12 protein-coding genes are annotated in these 15045 nt (G+C 65.0%); 4 read left to right on the top strand and 8 right to left on the bottom strand.

From position 1 onward, the window contains the following. Window positions 1–48 precede the first annotated feature (48 nt). The 3 genes from BO1_RS07675 to BO1_RS07685 all read right to left on the bottom strand — a co-directional run bounded on the left by BO1_RS07675 (window position 49) and on the right by BO1_RS07685 (window position 2834). On the bottom strand, window positions 49–789 hold the full coding sequence (locus tag BO1_RS07675) for an SDR family NAD(P)-dependent oxidoreductase (protein ID WP_028217070.1): 741 nt from the start codon (window positions 787–789) through the stop codon (window positions 49–51). 123 nt (window positions 790–912) lie between these two features. After that, entirely contained in the window at window positions 913–1983 is a 1071-nt protein-coding gene (locus BO1_RS07680; protein WP_028217071.1) for a porin, read from the bottom strand. Between the two features lie 530 nt (window positions 1984–2513). After that, on the bottom strand, window positions 2514–2834 hold the full coding sequence (locus BO1_RS07685; RefSeq protein ID WP_245643726.1) for a hypothetical protein: 321 nt from the start codon (window positions 2832–2834) through the stop codon (window positions 2514–2516). A 342-nt stretch (window positions 2835–3176) separates the two neighbouring features. Here BO1_RS07685 and BO1_RS07690 point away from each other — a divergent pair, with 342 nt between their 5' ends. Beyond that, entirely contained in the window at window positions 3177–3695 is a 519-nt protein-coding gene (locus BO1_RS07690; RefSeq protein WP_156992171.1) for a hypothetical protein, read from the top strand. Between the two features lie 460 nt (window positions 3696–4155). Here the strand turns inward: BO1_RS07690 and BO1_RS07695 are convergent, their stop codons facing one another. After that, window positions 4156–5268 (bottom strand): porin, encoded by a 1113-nt coding sequence (locus tag BO1_RS07695; RefSeq protein WP_043284060.1) that lies wholly within the window; start codon window positions 5266–5268, stop codon window positions 4156–4158. 125 nt (window positions 5269–5393) lie between these two features. Beyond that, window positions 5394–6641: an MFS transporter gene (locus BO1_RS07700; RefSeq protein ID WP_043284061.1), complete on the bottom strand. Its 1248-nt coding sequence runs from the start codon at window positions 6639–6641 to the stop codon at window positions 5394–5396. 281 nt (window positions 6642–6922) lie between these two features. Here BO1_RS07700 and BO1_RS07705 point away from each other — a divergent pair, with 281 nt between their 5' ends. The 3 genes from BO1_RS07705 to BO1_RS07715 all read left to right on the top strand — a co-directional run bounded on the left by BO1_RS07705 (window position 6923) and on the right by BO1_RS07715 (window position 9866). Further along, entirely contained in the window at window positions 6923–7693 is a 771-nt protein-coding gene (locus BO1_RS07705; protein WP_028217076.1) for a GntR family transcriptional regulator, read from the top strand. Window positions 7694–7783: 90 nt separating this feature from the next. Beyond that, on the top strand, window positions 7784–8836 hold the full coding sequence (locus tag BO1_RS07710) for an aromatic ring-hydroxylating dioxygenase subunit alpha (protein ID WP_028217077.1): 1053 nt from the start codon (window positions 7784–7786) through the stop codon (window positions 8834–8836). A gap of 85 nt (window positions 8837–8921) precedes the next feature. After that, window positions 8922–9866 carry a PDR/VanB family oxidoreductase gene (locus BO1_RS07715; RefSeq protein WP_028217078.1) on the top strand — a complete coding sequence of 315 codons (945 nt, stop codon included), beginning with the start codon at window positions 8922–8924 and terminating at the stop codon, window positions 9864–9866. A 110-nt stretch (window positions 9867–9976) separates the two neighbouring features. Here the strand turns inward: BO1_RS07715 and mhpT are convergent, their stop codons facing one another. The 3 genes from mhpT to BO1_RS07730 form a co-directional block, all read right to left on the bottom strand. After that, window positions 9977–11203 carry a 3-(3-hydroxy-phenyl)propionate transporter MhpT gene (gene mhpT / locus BO1_RS07720; protein ID WP_028217079.1) on the bottom strand — a complete coding sequence of 409 codons (1227 nt, stop codon included), beginning with the start codon at window positions 11201–11203 and terminating at the stop codon, window positions 9977–9979. Between the two features lie 70 nt (window positions 11204–11273). Then, the gene (locus BO1_RS07725) at window positions 11274–13055 is read right to left on the bottom strand and encodes an acyl-CoA dehydrogenase (RefSeq protein ID WP_028217080.1); all 1782 of its coding nucleotides are present in this window, start codon (window positions 13053–13055) and stop codon (window positions 11274–11276) included. Window positions 13056–13067: 12 nt separating this feature from the next. Beyond that, window positions 13068–14972, bottom strand: a complete 1905-nt coding sequence (locus tag BO1_RS07730) for a feruloyl-CoA synthase (protein ID WP_028217081.1) — start codon at window positions 14970–14972, stop codon at window positions 13068–13070. Window positions 14973–15045 lie beyond the last annotated feature (73 nt).

Here is a 15045-nt window from a genome sequence, read left to right on the forward strand (position 1 = left end):
CACTGAGCGAAGAGGGGCAACGCCCCTCTTTTTACACGCACTACCGCATTACCACGCCGTCGCGCCTCCATCGACTGCGAAATCCGCGCCCGTCACATAACGTGCCGCGTCGGAGGAGAGCCAGAGTGCGCACTCCGCGATATCGGCCGGTTCGCCAAGACGTTTCAGCATGTTCTTTTCCAGCACTTTTGCTTCGATCGTCGGATCACGTGCGAGGTGCGCCCGCGTCGCCGCGGTGAGAATGAAGCCCGGCGAAATCGTATTCACCCGGATGCCGTGGGGCGCGCCTTCCATCGCGAGCTGCCGCGTCATGGCGAGCACGCCGCCCTTGCCGGCACAATGCGCGAGCGCCGGCGAACCATCGAGCGCATGACGCGCATTGGCCGACGCAAAATTCACGATCGAAGCCACACCGCTTTTCTTGAGCAGCGGCCATGCCGCACGGCACATCAGAAAGACGATATCGAGTTCGCCAGTCAACGTGCGTCGCCACGCTTCATAACTCATCTCCTCGATCCACGCGAACTCGGCAAACGCGGCAGCATTCACGACGATATCGAGCGTCTGTAAACCGCCTATGAGCCGCCCCACTTCGTCCTCGTTCACGAGATTGACGCCGCCATGCAACTTGATGGCAGGATCAAGTCCCGCGAGTGCGTCGCGATTCAAATCCACCGCGATCACGCGCGCGCCCTGACTGGCGAAAAGTTCCGCGCAACCGCGGCCAATGCCGTTGCCCGCACCCGTGATCAATGCCGTTTTGCCGGCCAGTCTGCCTGTGTGGTTCATGTTGCCGTGCTCGCTAAAAGAAACAGGCGGCCCGCATGCTCGATGCCGCCGCCATTAAACAGTTTATCGTCTCGCTCAGGTTCCGATCAGGGGCTTGTGCGCCCCCTTCCCCGGGCGGCCCGCTTAGAACGTGTGGGTGATCCCGATGGAGCCTCCGGTCGTTGTCCCTGTTGTGCCGAACATGGTGGAGCTACCCAGACCCATCGAAAGACCGATATCCTGCGTACCGTGGTTGTTCACCATGCCGAACTGGGCATAGACCGACGTCCGTTTCGAGAGGAAGTAATAGGCGCCTATCGACCCCAACCAGGTATGGCTGCCAGATTCATTGCGGTTGTTGGCATACCAGAGTCCGCCATTCACGTCGATATCCGGGCGGACCCAGTAATCGAGGCCGCCACCATACACATCTTCGTTTTTCCCGCCCGCAACCTTGATCTTCGTGTACGAGCCCTTCGCGGTCAACGAACCGAGCGTGTATGTCGCGCCAAGCAACTCGCCAGTGAGGCCCTCGGTGGTTGGCGGCGTTGTTGACACCGTGCCGCCCGCGCTCCCGTTGAAATAAGCGGCGTTCAAGCCTAGCCCACCCCCGTGGTAGCTCAGATTGGCGGAATATTGACGGCCGGACTGGAAATCCCCCGCCACGCCGCCAAAGCTGAACAGCGCGCTACCTTGAAAGCCCGCGACCACCGGGCTTGTGTAAGTGATGGCATTCGGGGTGAAAATGCTCGTCGCGCCCGCAGTGGTCGCGAGAAACAGCATCGAACTGCCAAAGTTCGACAGGTTGCGCGGGTCCTGATAAATCAGCGACATGAAGAAGGGAGATTGCTGCAGGCCAGCGTGGATCTCACCAAAGCTGCCTTTCACCCCGACGTAGGCGTCGCGGCCAAACAAGTTGCCGTTGGAGTTGTTGAAGCTGCCATTCGCGGCGGAGAAACCGCCTTCGAGCTTGAACACCGCCGAGATTCCACCGCCAAGATCCTCAATACCCGTCAGGCCGAATATCGACGGCATGTTGCCGCTGTCATTGAAGGCCGCCAGACTTCCGCTGTTTCCAGTGGTTTTGTTCATGTAAATCAGACCTGCATCCACGATGCCGTACAGCGTGACGCTGCTTTGCGCATGAGCGGCACCAGCGAAAATCAGACCGGAAGCCACCGCAATGGCAGACCTGGCTACGTGCACCTTCTTCATTAACGTCTCCTTACCTGATAAATATAATTATGGTCTTTCGTACTGCTTATTTTTTCTCTTCGGTTTGACTCTCAATGCCAATGCCGGAGGCCCCATACTGGGTAGGCTCATTGCGCGCCGGGCGGTTATCGCTTCAGCGCCGCCAGGTGTCTGATCCTGTTGGCAGCAACTCAAACCGGATTGGTGTTCGGGCGCTGGCCCTATTGCGAATGTACCGAGCCTGAATGTTCACGACAATCCATTCTGGATGAAGGCAAGAATTGATCGTGTCGGAAGGTGCTGCGGACGGTGGCGCCTGTGCGACTTGGAGGGTCGGCCGGGATTCGTGAAATTGTCGCCAAAATATGGGTCTTCGGGGCGGCGCGCACCAGGGCCGAGCGGCCCGATATCGTCAACGTCCTGCTCGAGGAACTCGTGCGGCATCGGTACGAGTTGCCGCCGTTGGCGACCTCTCGCTCATCGCCAGCCAGATGTTCTAACGCCTGGTTCCAGCGGACCGTCACCCGTCGCCGCTCGCGCGGCCTCGCCTGTCACGGTGCCGGCGCGCGCTGCTTGCCGTCGACCAGCAGCGTCTTCGTGTTGCCCGTCACGATGTACTGCACCCGTTGCGTAGCCGACACGGCGCCGTACGACGTGCCGTTGACGAACACGGTGCCGTCTCTCAGCACGACCGTATCGCCCGCGACCTGTGCCTGGCCGTTCGTGCCCATCAGGGTCGCCTCGCTCTTGCCGGACGTCGACGAACTGCTCACCGACGTGCCCGACGCTGCCGACGCCGTGCTGCACGACGTTTCACAGCCGCTCATGCTGATGGCGGAGAGAAGCGCGACTGCAAACGGTAGGGATTTCATATGCACCGCCTCCATATCAAATGGGCCAACGTCCGGCTAACGCCATACTCGCGAAGTATATGCTGCGCGCGGTCCCGTCGCGTCTGCATCCATAACGACGCTTCACGCGGTGTTTTCAACGCCGTCAGGCGCAGACGGCGAAAGAATATCTTCTTGTAGAGTCCCGGCCTTGCGAATTCGGCAGCCTTCAAGGGCGGGAACAAAAGTTGAATCGAACTCGGATACGGTACCGGATGAAAAAAATGCATGAAATCTGCATCGTTGATAGCGCGCCACTTCGAACAGTGTCGAGTCGCGCTGGAAACAGAACGGCGGCGCGTGTAACAGGTGGAGATCGGGCACATGCGCACAGATCTTCCACCCAATGCCTCGTTCATGACGTCAGGACCTTCGCGAAGGGTCTGCGGTCTCTTTTTGGGGTGCCGTAAAATACCGTCCATGAATATGGAACCAGCGGATATCCCAATGCTCAGTGAAACCGAACTGCGCGAGCAGTATGCGGACCTCCAACAGCGCGCGTTGCACCTTGAAGCGCTTGGCGCGTCACGCATCGGCCAGCTCGCCACCGCGGCGCAGTCGCCACCGAACAACGTGCATGCCGACGACTATCTGCGCGCGCTGAAACAGGCCATCGACGAAGCGACGCTTGCCGTCCAGCGTTACCACAACGCGCTCCTCTTTCTCGAAACGGCTAGCTCACTGCTTGAAGCCCTCGCGAAGCCTCCAGCGTTTGACGACGGCATGGAGTGGCGCGACGAGTTTCTGTATCGGATGGCCGAAGTGCTGGAGACGGCTGACGAACTCATCGCCGAAGGCGAAGCGCACCTTGAGCGTTCCATTCGGGTCGGCATTGAGTTCTGAGGCCCCCAACAATGTTGTCTTACGTTGCGTCGGTGCATTCCCTGGATGAAATCGGAAGGTGCGCGTATAGACTTCGGTAGGCGGCGTGATGCCCTTGCCGCGATGGGTGTATGTTTTTCGGCCGCAGACATGTGTCTGCGGCTTTTTTTGCGGTAGCGGCAAGATAAGCGTTTATCCTCTGCCGCATAAACGCTTACCTTGTTCGCCCCCCTATACCTCGCCGCGCAACCGGTATCGGATTCGGACGGCAGCGCTCCGCAAAATGAGTGTTGAGAAGTGTCGAACCCATGCGTCAGCATTGGCATGCCGAAGGCGTGACGCGAGAGCAGCCTCAGCAGCAGATGATCAATAGACAACAAAATAGCGCGAAACATCAGGCAATACGGCGCGCGGCCAGCCGCGCATTCTGCACGGCTTGCCGCGGTTTTCGTTCGCGCAATCCACGATGGTGGAGGGTCCATCAGAAGCGGGTCTGCACCCCTACGCGCGCGATGACTTGATTCGGCCCGCCCGAGGTGCCGTCCGGATCGAGCACACCGCTGATCAGCGCCTGCGCACCCGCGTTGGTGCGCTGCCAGACAGCCTCGGCATACACCACCGTCCGCTTCGAGAGGAAGTGATCGACGATCGCGTTGATCTGATGCCCGTGATTGTTGTCCAGATACCCGTTGCCTTTCATATACATGTAGCTGCCGCCGATGGCCCAGTCCGGCGCAAGAAGCCAGCTCGCGCCCGTCTCGGCCTCCGCGATGGCGCCGCCGTTCTGTGTGTTGCGCACGGTCGTCACGAGCAGCGTCGCCGTGACTTTGCCGAAGTCGTAATGCGCGCCGACGCCCCAATTGCGTATACCCACGTCGGGCTCGCCCGACTCCACATACTTCACCTCCGTGTAGGCCGCGCCCAACCCGAGCGGGCCCTGGGCGTAATTGACGCCCGCGCTGACCGAGTCGCCGCTCCCGAGCGCACCCGGAATGCCGCCGAAGCCATAGAGCCCTCCGAAGCTGAAGCCCGCGATCGACGGCGACTGATACTTGATCGAGTTCTGTACCGTCGCGCCGGCCATGCGATCCCAGTTGAACTGCGAAGCGAACGGCGGATTGCCCGGAATGCCAATTCTGGAGAACGGTCCGGCGCGGAAGTTGTAGAGGCCGCCCACCTCCATCGCCGCGTCATCGTGGCCGAAGAACAGCGAGTCGGTCATGAAATCGTACTGGTTGCCGAGCGTAAGCTTGCCGTATCGGTCGCTCGACAGACCTACATAAGCATTGCGGCCAAACAGGCCCTGGCCAGAGATGATCGCGCCCGTACCCATCGAGAACTGATCGACGAGATCGAAGATGGCGTGCAGGCCGCCGCCCAGGTCTTCGCTGCCCCGGATGCCGAGCAGGTTAGGCGTAAAGATGCCGTCATCGAACTTGAGATTCGAATGGCCGCCTTCGTTGCTCACCCAGGACACTCCAGCGTCCACCATGCCATAGAGCGTGACACTGTCGCCGGCAGGTGCGCCCTGGGCGTGCGCCTGAACGCAGGCCAAAGCCGAAACGGCCGTGCACCATAGTGCGAGGTTCTTCATTTTGCTCTCTCCTTTATCTTTGTCCAAAACGAACTATTAATTCGCATACCTACTTAATTTATTTGCTTGTGTGTCTTGCGACAGCGTGACGATGCGTCCGCACCGTCACGCGCTCAGCGCCTGCTTTACTGCAGCGCGACGGCCGGGGAGCGGCGCGCCAGCGCGCGCGGCGCCGTCTCGATGAGAAAGAGCGACACAAACGCGCCGCCTATCAGGCCGCACAGCGCGAACTGCAGCGTGAACTGAATGCCGTAGTGCTGCGCGATAAAGCCCGCGATCGCCGGCGCGATCCCGCCGCCGAAGATCTCGCCCGCGCCCGACGTGATGCCGATTGCCGACGCCACGAGGCCGGCCGGCGCCGCCTCGGTCGCAATGGGGCCCGTCAGCACGCCCAGCATGCCGAGTGCGAAGAACGACACGACGAACAGCACGATAAAGAGCGCCCACGGATTCGCGCCCGTGCGGGCGAAAACATAGAGCGAGACCGCCGCGCCCACGAAGGCGATCACCGAAGTCACGCGCCGTCCGGCGAAGTCGGACAGGCCAGCGAGGCCGAACTCGCCGAGACAGCCGCCGAAGCCGATGGCCGACACGACGAAGCCCATATGCGCCGTATCCAGGTGGAGATAGTCGACGAGGTAATTCGGCACCATCGCGCCAATCACGAAGATGCCGGCCATGGCGCACAGCGTCGCGAGCATCGCGAGCACGACGTTGCGGCTGCCAAAGAGCGCCCCCCAGCGCGGATCAGCGTGCGCCGCACGCATTGCGACGGGCGCGGGCTGCGGGGCATCGCGCAGCAGCTTCGCAATCAGCAGGGCCACGATCAGTCCCGGAATCGCCGATACCGCGAAGACCCAGTGCCAGGACGGCACGACGCGCAGCAGTTGCGTCGCGATAATCGGCGCGAGGCCGAGGCCCATCAGCGCGAACATGCTGAGCTGGAGCCCCTGATTGAAACCGCGCCGTGACGGATGCGACGCCTCGCCCACTGCGGCCACGCTGGCAGGCGTGAAGGCGCCTTCGGCTACGCCCATCACCGCGCGGATCAGCAGCAGGCTGAGGAACCCGCTCGCGAAGCCCGAGAAGCTCGAGAGCAGCGAGAACATCACCATCGCCGCGATCATGATCTTGTGGCGCCCAATGCGGTCCGAGAGCCTGCCCATCGCGATCGAGCACACGCCCCAGGCAATGCTGAGGATGCCGATCAGCGACCCCAGCTGCTGATAGCCCAGTCCGAGGTCTTTCATCATGTGCGGAAACAACGGCGCAATCATCCACCGGTCGAGCCCGACGAGGCCGAAGCCTGTCGCGAGCAACACCAGGGTCCTGCGTTCGTTTCGACTGTCGTGTCCGTCATCCAGCTTCGTCATCTCCGTCTCCTTTGTCTCGTTCGATATACGAACTCAGTTTCGTTTATAGAACTTCGAAGCAGGATGCTAGGGAAGCAGGTATGCCGGTGTCAATTGCAAACGACCCTCGTTGTACACAATTTTTCTTTTCACACCCCTTACTTATGCTCGTTTACCCTTTAAAACTCCGAATCTCGCTTGATCGCGCCATCTAGTTGTATACAATCGGTACGCATGAATGACGCAATACGTCAGACGTTACTGAGGTATGCGTCCCGCCCATCACGCTCCCCGAACGATCCATGAACGATCTCGATCAGCCCGCTTCCGGCGCAAAAGCCGCCTCTTCTGCTTCGCAAACCGTCAAGGCCCTGCTCGGGCTGCGCGAGTTGATCCTCGGCGGCGAACTGGGGCCGGGAGAACGCCTCTCCGAGCTCTGGGTGGTCGAGCGCCTCGGCATGTCGCGCACGCCCGTGCGCGCGGCGCTCATGCGCCTGCAGGAAGAAGGTCTGCTCGACGCGATTCCCACCGGCGGCTACGCGGTGCGCTCCTTCTCCGAGAACGAGATTCGCGACTCCATCGAATTGCGCGGCACGCTCGAAGGGCTTGCCGCTCGGCTCGCGGCCGAACGCGGCATTACGCATTCGATGTTTCGCGATCTGCACGACTGCATCGACGAGATCGACCAGTTGCTCGTGGGCGAGCTCACCGAGGACACGTTCTCGCGCTATGTCGACGCGAACCGCCGCTTTCATCGCCTGCTCGCTGCGGCGTCGGACAGCGAGGTGGTGGCTCGCCAGATCGAGAAGGTGTCGACGCTGCCCTTTGCGTCGGCAAGCGCGTTCGTGGTCGTGCAGTCGCTTGATCCGCGCGCGCGGGAAACGCTGATCGTCGCGCAGGCACAGCACCGTGCCGTGCTCGAGGCCATCGAGAGCCGCGAGGGTGCGCGCGCCGAAGCGCTCATGCGCGAACACTCGCATATCGCCCATGGGAACCTCAAGCGCGTGCTCGACAACCAGCGTGCAATGACGAGGCTGATCGGCGGCAACCTGATTCGTCGCAACGTCCGCTGACGTGCGGGCCATTGCGGCTTTCCATGACGGGCGGCGGCACCGCCGCCTCAACTTGACGAGAGGCGTGTCGATACGCCCCGAAGGAGACACATGTTCCTGAAAAACGCGTGGTATGTCGCTTGCACGCCGGACGAGATCGCCGGCAAGCCGCTCGGCCGGATGATCTGCGGCGAGCGCATGGTGTTCTACCGTGCTGCGGATGGCGCCGTCGCCGCGCTCGAAGACTTTTGCCCGCATCGCGGCGCGCCGCTCTCGCTCGGCAGCGTGCGCGACGGCCAGCTCGTATGCGGCTATCACGGCCTGACGATGGGTGCCAACGGCAAATGCGTGAGCATGCCGTGCCAGCGCGTGGGCGGCATTCCGTCCGTGCGGGTCTTTCCGGCTGTCGAGCGCTACGGTTTCATCTGGGTCTGGCCCGGCGACGCGGCCCTCGCCGATCCGGCGAAGATCCATCATCTCGAATGGGCCCACAACCCCGCGTGGGCCTATGGAGGCGGGCTCTACCACATCGCATGCGATTACCGGCTCATGATCGACAACCTCATGGACCTCACGCACGAGACCTACGTGCACGCGTCGAGCATCGGCCAGCCCGAGATCGAGGAAGCGCCGCCCGCGACGAAGGTGGACGGCGACACCGTGACGACGAGCCGCTTCATGCACAACATCGTGCCGCCGCCGTTCTGGGCCGCAGCGCTGCGTGGCAACGGCCTCGCCGACGATGTGCCGTGCGACCGCTGGCAGATCTGCCACTTCACGCCGCCGAGCCACGTGATGATCGAAGTGGGGGTCGCGCACGCGGGCAAGGGCGGCTACGAGGCCGATGCGCGCGACAAGGCGTCGAGCATCGTCGTCGACTTCATCACTCCCGAGTCCGAGACGTCGATCTGGTACTTCTGGGGCATGGCGCGCAACTTCGCCGTGCACGACACCGCGCTGACCGACACGATCCGGACCGGCCAGGGGAAGATCTTCGCCGAGGATCTTGGCATGCTCGAGGCGCAACAGCGCAATCTGCTCACGTGGCCCGAGCGGCCGCTTCTCAAGCTCAACATCGATGCGGGCGGCGTGCAGTCGCGTCGCGTGATCGAACGGCTGATCGAAAAGGAGCGCCAGGCGGCAGACGCCGGCGTGCCCGCCTGAGTGTTCACCCGGGTGCCCACTTGAGCCCGCCGCCGCGCGTCTTGCGCGCGCGGCGCTTGCCTCCCCCCTGTCCTCGCCACGCACCATGAAAGTCACCCTCATCCGCAAAGTCCCGGTTGCAACCGATATCTGTGTCTTCGAACTGGCCGGAGCCGCAGATGCCCCCCTGCCGCCGTTCGAGGCCGGCGCCCATATCGACGTGCATGTCGACGGCTTCGTGCGTCAGTACTCGCTGTGCCACCGTGCCACCGAAGCTGGCCGCTACCACATCGGCGTGCTGCGCGATCCGGCGTCGCGAGGCGGCTCGGCCGCGATGCATGCGCTCGAATCCGGTACGCATCTGGAAATCAGTACGCCGAAGAATCACTTCCCGCTCGATACCCGCGCCGCGCACACGCTCCTGCTGGCGGGCGGCATCGGGATCACACCGCTCATCGCGATGGCCGAGCAACTGCGCGAGACAGGCCGTTCGTTCGAGCTGCACTACTGCGCGCGCGAGCCCGCACGCGCGGCATTCCGCGATCGTCTTGCCGAGCCGGGATTCGCCGGCCGCACGCATTTCTACTTCGACAGCGAAGGCGAGGAGCGGCGCATCGATCTGCAGGCCGTGCTCGCGCGGCCGTCCGCGCAAACGCATGTCTATGTCTGCGGTCCGGCCGGCTTCATCGAAGCGGTGCTCGCTGCCGCCTCGGCAAATGGCTGGCCCGCGCAGAACGTGCATCGCGAATACTTCGGCGCCGCGCAGCCGCCACGCGACGCGGACGGCCCCTTCCAGGTCACGCTCGCCCGCTCGGGGCGCATCGTGGAGGTGCCGGCCGGCACGACGATTGTGGAGGCGTTGCGCGCAGGCGGCGTCGAGGTGAGCGTCTCGTGCGAACAGGGGGTGTGCGGCACGTGCCTTACGCGCGTGCTCAGTGGCGAGCCCGACCATCGCGACGTCTATCTGACCGACGACGAGCGCGCCGCCAACGATCAACTGCTGCCGTGCTGCTCGCGCGCGCGCACGCCGATGCTGGTGCTCGATCTCTGATGCCGCCAGCGACCGCCGCATCGGCGCCACGCCGCGTCACACGCGCGGCGGCGTGGATGCGGCGCGCCGTGGCCGCTGTGCCTCACGGCGAGCGCGCGGCTGTCGGGCGGTCATTGCGTATGCGCGCGCCGCAACGCGGCCATCGCAGCTATCGCGGCCACGACGGTGACGGGCACGCTCGCGCCAATCACGGTGGCCGCACTGGCGCCGCCCGCGAGCAGTTGCCCGGCCGCGAGCGGGCCGACAATCGAGCCCACGCGCCCGACGGCCACGGCCGCGCCCACGCCCGTTCCACGCATGGCGGTTGCATAGCTCGCCGCCGAGAGCGCATAGAGCATCGACTGCGCACCTACGACGCCCATGCCGGCCAGCAGGACGGAAATCGAGAGCCACACCATGCTGCCAGCGCCCGCCAGCATGAACAGTGAGATCGCGATGCCCGCATAGACGGCCGTGACGACGCGCGTCGGCCGCAGGCGATCCATCAGCATGCCGATCGCAAGCACGCCGATCACGCTGCCGAGGTTGAAGAAAATCTGTGTGATGCCCGCCTGGCTGCGGCTCAGTCCTCGGCTGACGATCAGCGACGGCAGCCAGTTGAGCAGGAAATACAGCACGATCAGCGTGCAGAAGAAGCTGAGCCAGATTTGCAGCGTCGGCGCGGCGCGGCCTTCGCCGAACAGCACGCGCAGTGTCGGTACTGGCCCGTCCGGGGAGCGGGTGCGTGAGGCTTCGGCGGCAAAGGCCGCGGACTCGGGCAGCCACAGGAGGATGAGCGGCGCCACGACGAGCGGCCCGAGTCCGCCCGCGTAGAAGATGTGACGCCACCCCATGTCGCCCGCGGCCAGCACGCCGATCAGCGCGGCAAGCGCGCCGCCCAGCGGCATCCCGCAGTACATGACACTCACCGCCGTGTTGCGCTGGCGCGGCGCCACGGCCTCCGCCGAGAGCGCGATGAGGTTCGGCATCGCGCCGCCGAGCCCGAGCCCGGTCAACAGGCGCGCGGCGAGCAGCATCGGGAACGTGGACACCTGCGCCGTAAGCAGCGAAAACACGCCGAACGCAATCATGGAAAGCAGCAGCACGCGCTTGCGGCCCAGCAGGTCGGCGAGCCGCCCACCCAGCATGGCGCCGGGAAGCAGGCCGAACATGCCCGCGCTGAACGCGAGCCCCATCTGGCTCACGGAGAGCCCAAACTCGCGCGCCATGCGCGGCGCGGCCACGCCGGTCGACTGCAGGTCCACGCCCTCCAGAACTGCCACGATCAGACACAGCCCCAATACCCATGCGGTGCCCGCCGCGGTGCGCGCGGGCCATTGCGTAGTCGATGACGACACGTTGTCTCCTGGTATGTTTTGGATTGCCGCGGCCTTTCACCGCGCCGGCGCCGGGTGCGCTGAAGATGGGTCAGACGTGCGGCAGCGGTGCCTGGCAGCCTGCTTCGATCAGGCGCAGGCGATAATCGAACGCCGCGAGCGGGTAGTCGAAGAAGTACTGCGCCGTAGCGCGCTTTTCGGCGTAGAACGGATCGTCTGCACTCGCGCCGCACGCAAGGCGCATCGCGCGCGCCCATGCGAAGCCAAGCAGCAGCCAGCCAAGCAGTGCAAGGTAGTCGCCGGCGACGCGATACGGCAGTTCGGCATCCTGACTACTTGCGCGAAGCAGTCCGCCGCTCACGCGCCCGACTTCGTCCGCCAGCGCTCCGAGCCGCGCGCCCAGCGGCTGCGCGAGTGCAACGGCGCCGCATTGCTGCGCCTCGGTCCGCATGTGGTCAAGCAACGCACGCAGCGTCTCACCGCGATCGGCCAGCACCTTGCGCACGAGCAGGTCGATCGCCTGGATCTCGTTCGTCCCCTCATAGAGCATGGCGACGCGGCTGTCGCGCACCGTCTGCTCGATGCCGTATTCGTGGATATAACCGTAGCCGCCGAACACCTGAAGTGCATCGGAGGCCGCCGCGAAGCCGTTCGCGGTAAAAAAGGCCTTCGCGACGGGCGTGAGCAGCGACGCGAGCCGCGCGGCGGCTTCGCGCTCGCGCGCTTGCGCATGGCGGGCCGCCACATCGAGCCAGTGGCCGATCCAGTAGCCGATGGCCCGCTCCCCTTCCACCACCGCACGCAGGTCGAGCAGCGTGCGACGCATGGCCGGGTGAAAGGCGATGGGCGCCGGCTGGCCCGGTTCACCGGCGTAGTCGGGCGGCGCGCTTACCGCGCGCATCTGCACGCGCTGCGCGGCGTAGGCCTGCGCGCGCTGCCAGGCGCTGTGCGCATGGCCGATGCCCTGCATTGCCACCTGCAGGCGCGCGGCGTTCATCATCACGAACATCGAAGCGAGCCCGCGATGCGGCTCCCCCACGAGCCAGCCAAGCGCCTGTTCGAAGCGCATCGAGCAGGTCGGGCTCGCCTTGAGGCCCATTTTCTTTTCAATGCCCTCGCAGTGCACGCCGTTGCGCACGCGCCCCGCCGCGCCGTCCTCGAGCCATTTCGGCACGATGAAGAGCGAAAGCCCCTTCGAGCCGGCGGGCGCATCGGGTAACCGTGCGAGCACGAGGTGCACGATGTTTTCGGTCAGATCGTGATCGCCGCCGGTGATGAAGATCTTGTTGCCGTCGATACGATAGCCGTCGTGCGCGGCATCGGGCGTCGCACGGGCGCGCAGCAGCGAGAGGTCGCTGCCGGCCTGCGGCTCGGTCAGGCACATGGTCGTGAGCCATTCGCCGCTCGCGATCTTCGGCAGCCACGTGGCCCTGAGATCCGCCGAGCCGTGTGCGATCAGGCAAGCCGCCGCGCCGTGCGTGAGGCCCGGCGACATCAGCCAGGCATGATTGGCGCCTGCCAGCATCTCCTGTAGCGCCACGTCGAGCAGGTACGGGAGGCCCTGGCCGCCATGCCCGGCATCGAGCGCGAGCGTCGGCCAGCCAGCCTCCACGTAGTCGCGGTACGACGCGCGAAACCCCTCCGGCAGCGTGAGTTCGCCGTTCTCGAAGCGGCAGCCCGCGAGATCGCCGCCCGCGTTGAGCGGCGCGATGCGCTCCATGACGAAGCGTGCCGCCTCCTCGAGCACCTGGTGCGCCGTGGCGGCGTCCAGATCCGCCCACCCGGGCACGCCGCACCACCACTCGGGCGCGCCGATCCATTCGTCGATCACGAAGCGCATGTCGCGCAACGGTGCGCAGTAGTCGAGACTCATCGCTGGCGTCCTTCATGCCTGTTGCAGAGGTTGCGCGAGGATCACCGCGGGATCGGCCCGATCCGTGCGATACATCGCGTCCACGAGCGCCGCGCGCTGCGCGAGCACCACACGCTGGTTGATCGAACCCTTGTCCGTCACCTCGCCGAGATCGAGGGACAGCGGAACGTCCATCACGCGCAGGCGCGTGATGCGCGTCGCGCTGCCGGTCGCGTCGCGATTGAGCCGGTTCAGGAGGCTGGCGAAGAATGCGCGCACGGCCGGCGCACTGACCACCTGCGCGGGGCTCGCATCCGGCCCGAGCCCCGCAAGCTGACGGCAGTCATCGATGCGCGGAAAGATCAGCACGCCGATGTCATCGCGGTTCATGCCGGTCACCACCGCGTCCTGCACGCAGGGCGCGCCGCCGCTCACGATGCGCGCGCGCATCGGGCCGACGCTCACGAACGTCCCCGAGCTGAGCTTGAAGTCCTCGGCGATGCGCCCGTCGAACATCAGCCCCAATTCTGGCCGCAGCGGATCGTAAAAGCGCACCGCATCGCCGGTCCGGTAGTAGCCCTCCTCGTCGAACACGTCGCGCTGCTCGTCCCCGCTCGCGCGCCAGTAGCCGCGCATCACGTGCGGCCCGCTAAAGCGCGCTTCCAGCTTGCCGTCCACGGGCACGAGCCGCGCCTCGCAGCCCGGCGCGGGCAGCCCGATGTAGCCTGCACCCATGACCGGCCCCGTGGTGAACAGGCACGAGGGCGCCGTCTCCGTCATGCCGAGCCCGGCCATGATGCGGATGCGCTCGCCGCAATGCGCCTCGGTCACGCGCTCGAGCCGGTCCCACGCGGCCTGCGAAAGACCCGCGCCGGCAAAGAAGTACATCTTGACGCGCGCGAAGAATGTCTCGCGCAGTTGCGCATCGGCTTCGAGCGCCGCAGTCAGTTCCTCCCAGCCCTTCGGCACGTTGAAATAGAGCGTCGGCGAGATCTCGCGCAGGTTGCGCAGGGTTTGCTCGAAGTGGCCGGCCACCGGCCTGCCGTCGTCGATATAAAGCGTGCCGCCGTTGTATAGCGCGATGCCCACGTTGTGGCTGCCGCCGAACGTGTGATTCCAGGGCAGCCAGTCCACCAGCACCGGCGGCTCCTCGCCGAACTGCGGGAACGTCTGCAACAGCATCTGCTGATTGCTGCACAGCATGCGGTGCGTCGTGGGCACCGCCTTCGGCAAGCGCGTCGAGCCCGACGTGAAGAGGAACTTCGCGATCGTGTCGCCGTTCACGCGCGCTTGCGCCGCGTCCACGTCGACGGGCCGCGTCGCGAGCAGCGCATCGAACGGCGTCCCGGCAGGCGCGCCGCCCGGGGGCGCCACGACCACGCGCTCGACATCGTGCGCCACGGCTGCATCGAGCGCTCTCGCGAACGCTGGGCCGTCGGCGGCGAACACGAGCCCGGGGTTCAGCAGTTGCAGCACGTGCTTCAACTTGCCGAAGTCGCTCGACACGAGCGAGTACGCGGGCGAAACCGGCACGAACGGCACTCCGGCCCACATCGCACCGAAGGCGAGCTGCAGGTGTTCGAGGTCGTTGCCGGACAGGATCGCCACGGGACGTTCGGCCGAGAGCCCGCGATCGAGCAGCGCCTGCCCGATCGAACGGGCGCGCTCGAGCATCTGCGCGTAGCTGATGCCGATCCAGTGGCCATCGGCGCCGCGGCGCGCGACGAGCCAGCGCTCGGGATGGGCCTGCGCGCCGCTCACGAGACGGTCCGTGAGGCGCCCGGGATACGCGCCGAGCGGCTCGCTCGAGCGCAGGTACCAGCTCTCGCCATGCCGTTCGATGAGCGGCGCGGCTGAGCCCGTGGCGACGCGCCGGTAGCCGGCGAAGGCCGGGTTTGCGGCGTCACTGCCATGCTTGAGGGTCGGCTCCGGATTCAAAGCCTGTCTCCTTGGAAGACCCGTGCCGGCGTGGTTGCTCGCGCCGGTACGGGATCGATATCGTTATGCGTGA

Origin of the sequence: Paraburkholderia oxyphila NBRC 105797, from assembly GCF_000685075.1 — a bacterium.
GTDB lineage: Bacteria > Pseudomonadota > Gammaproteobacteria > Burkholderiales > Burkholderiaceae > Paraburkholderia > Paraburkholderia oxyphila.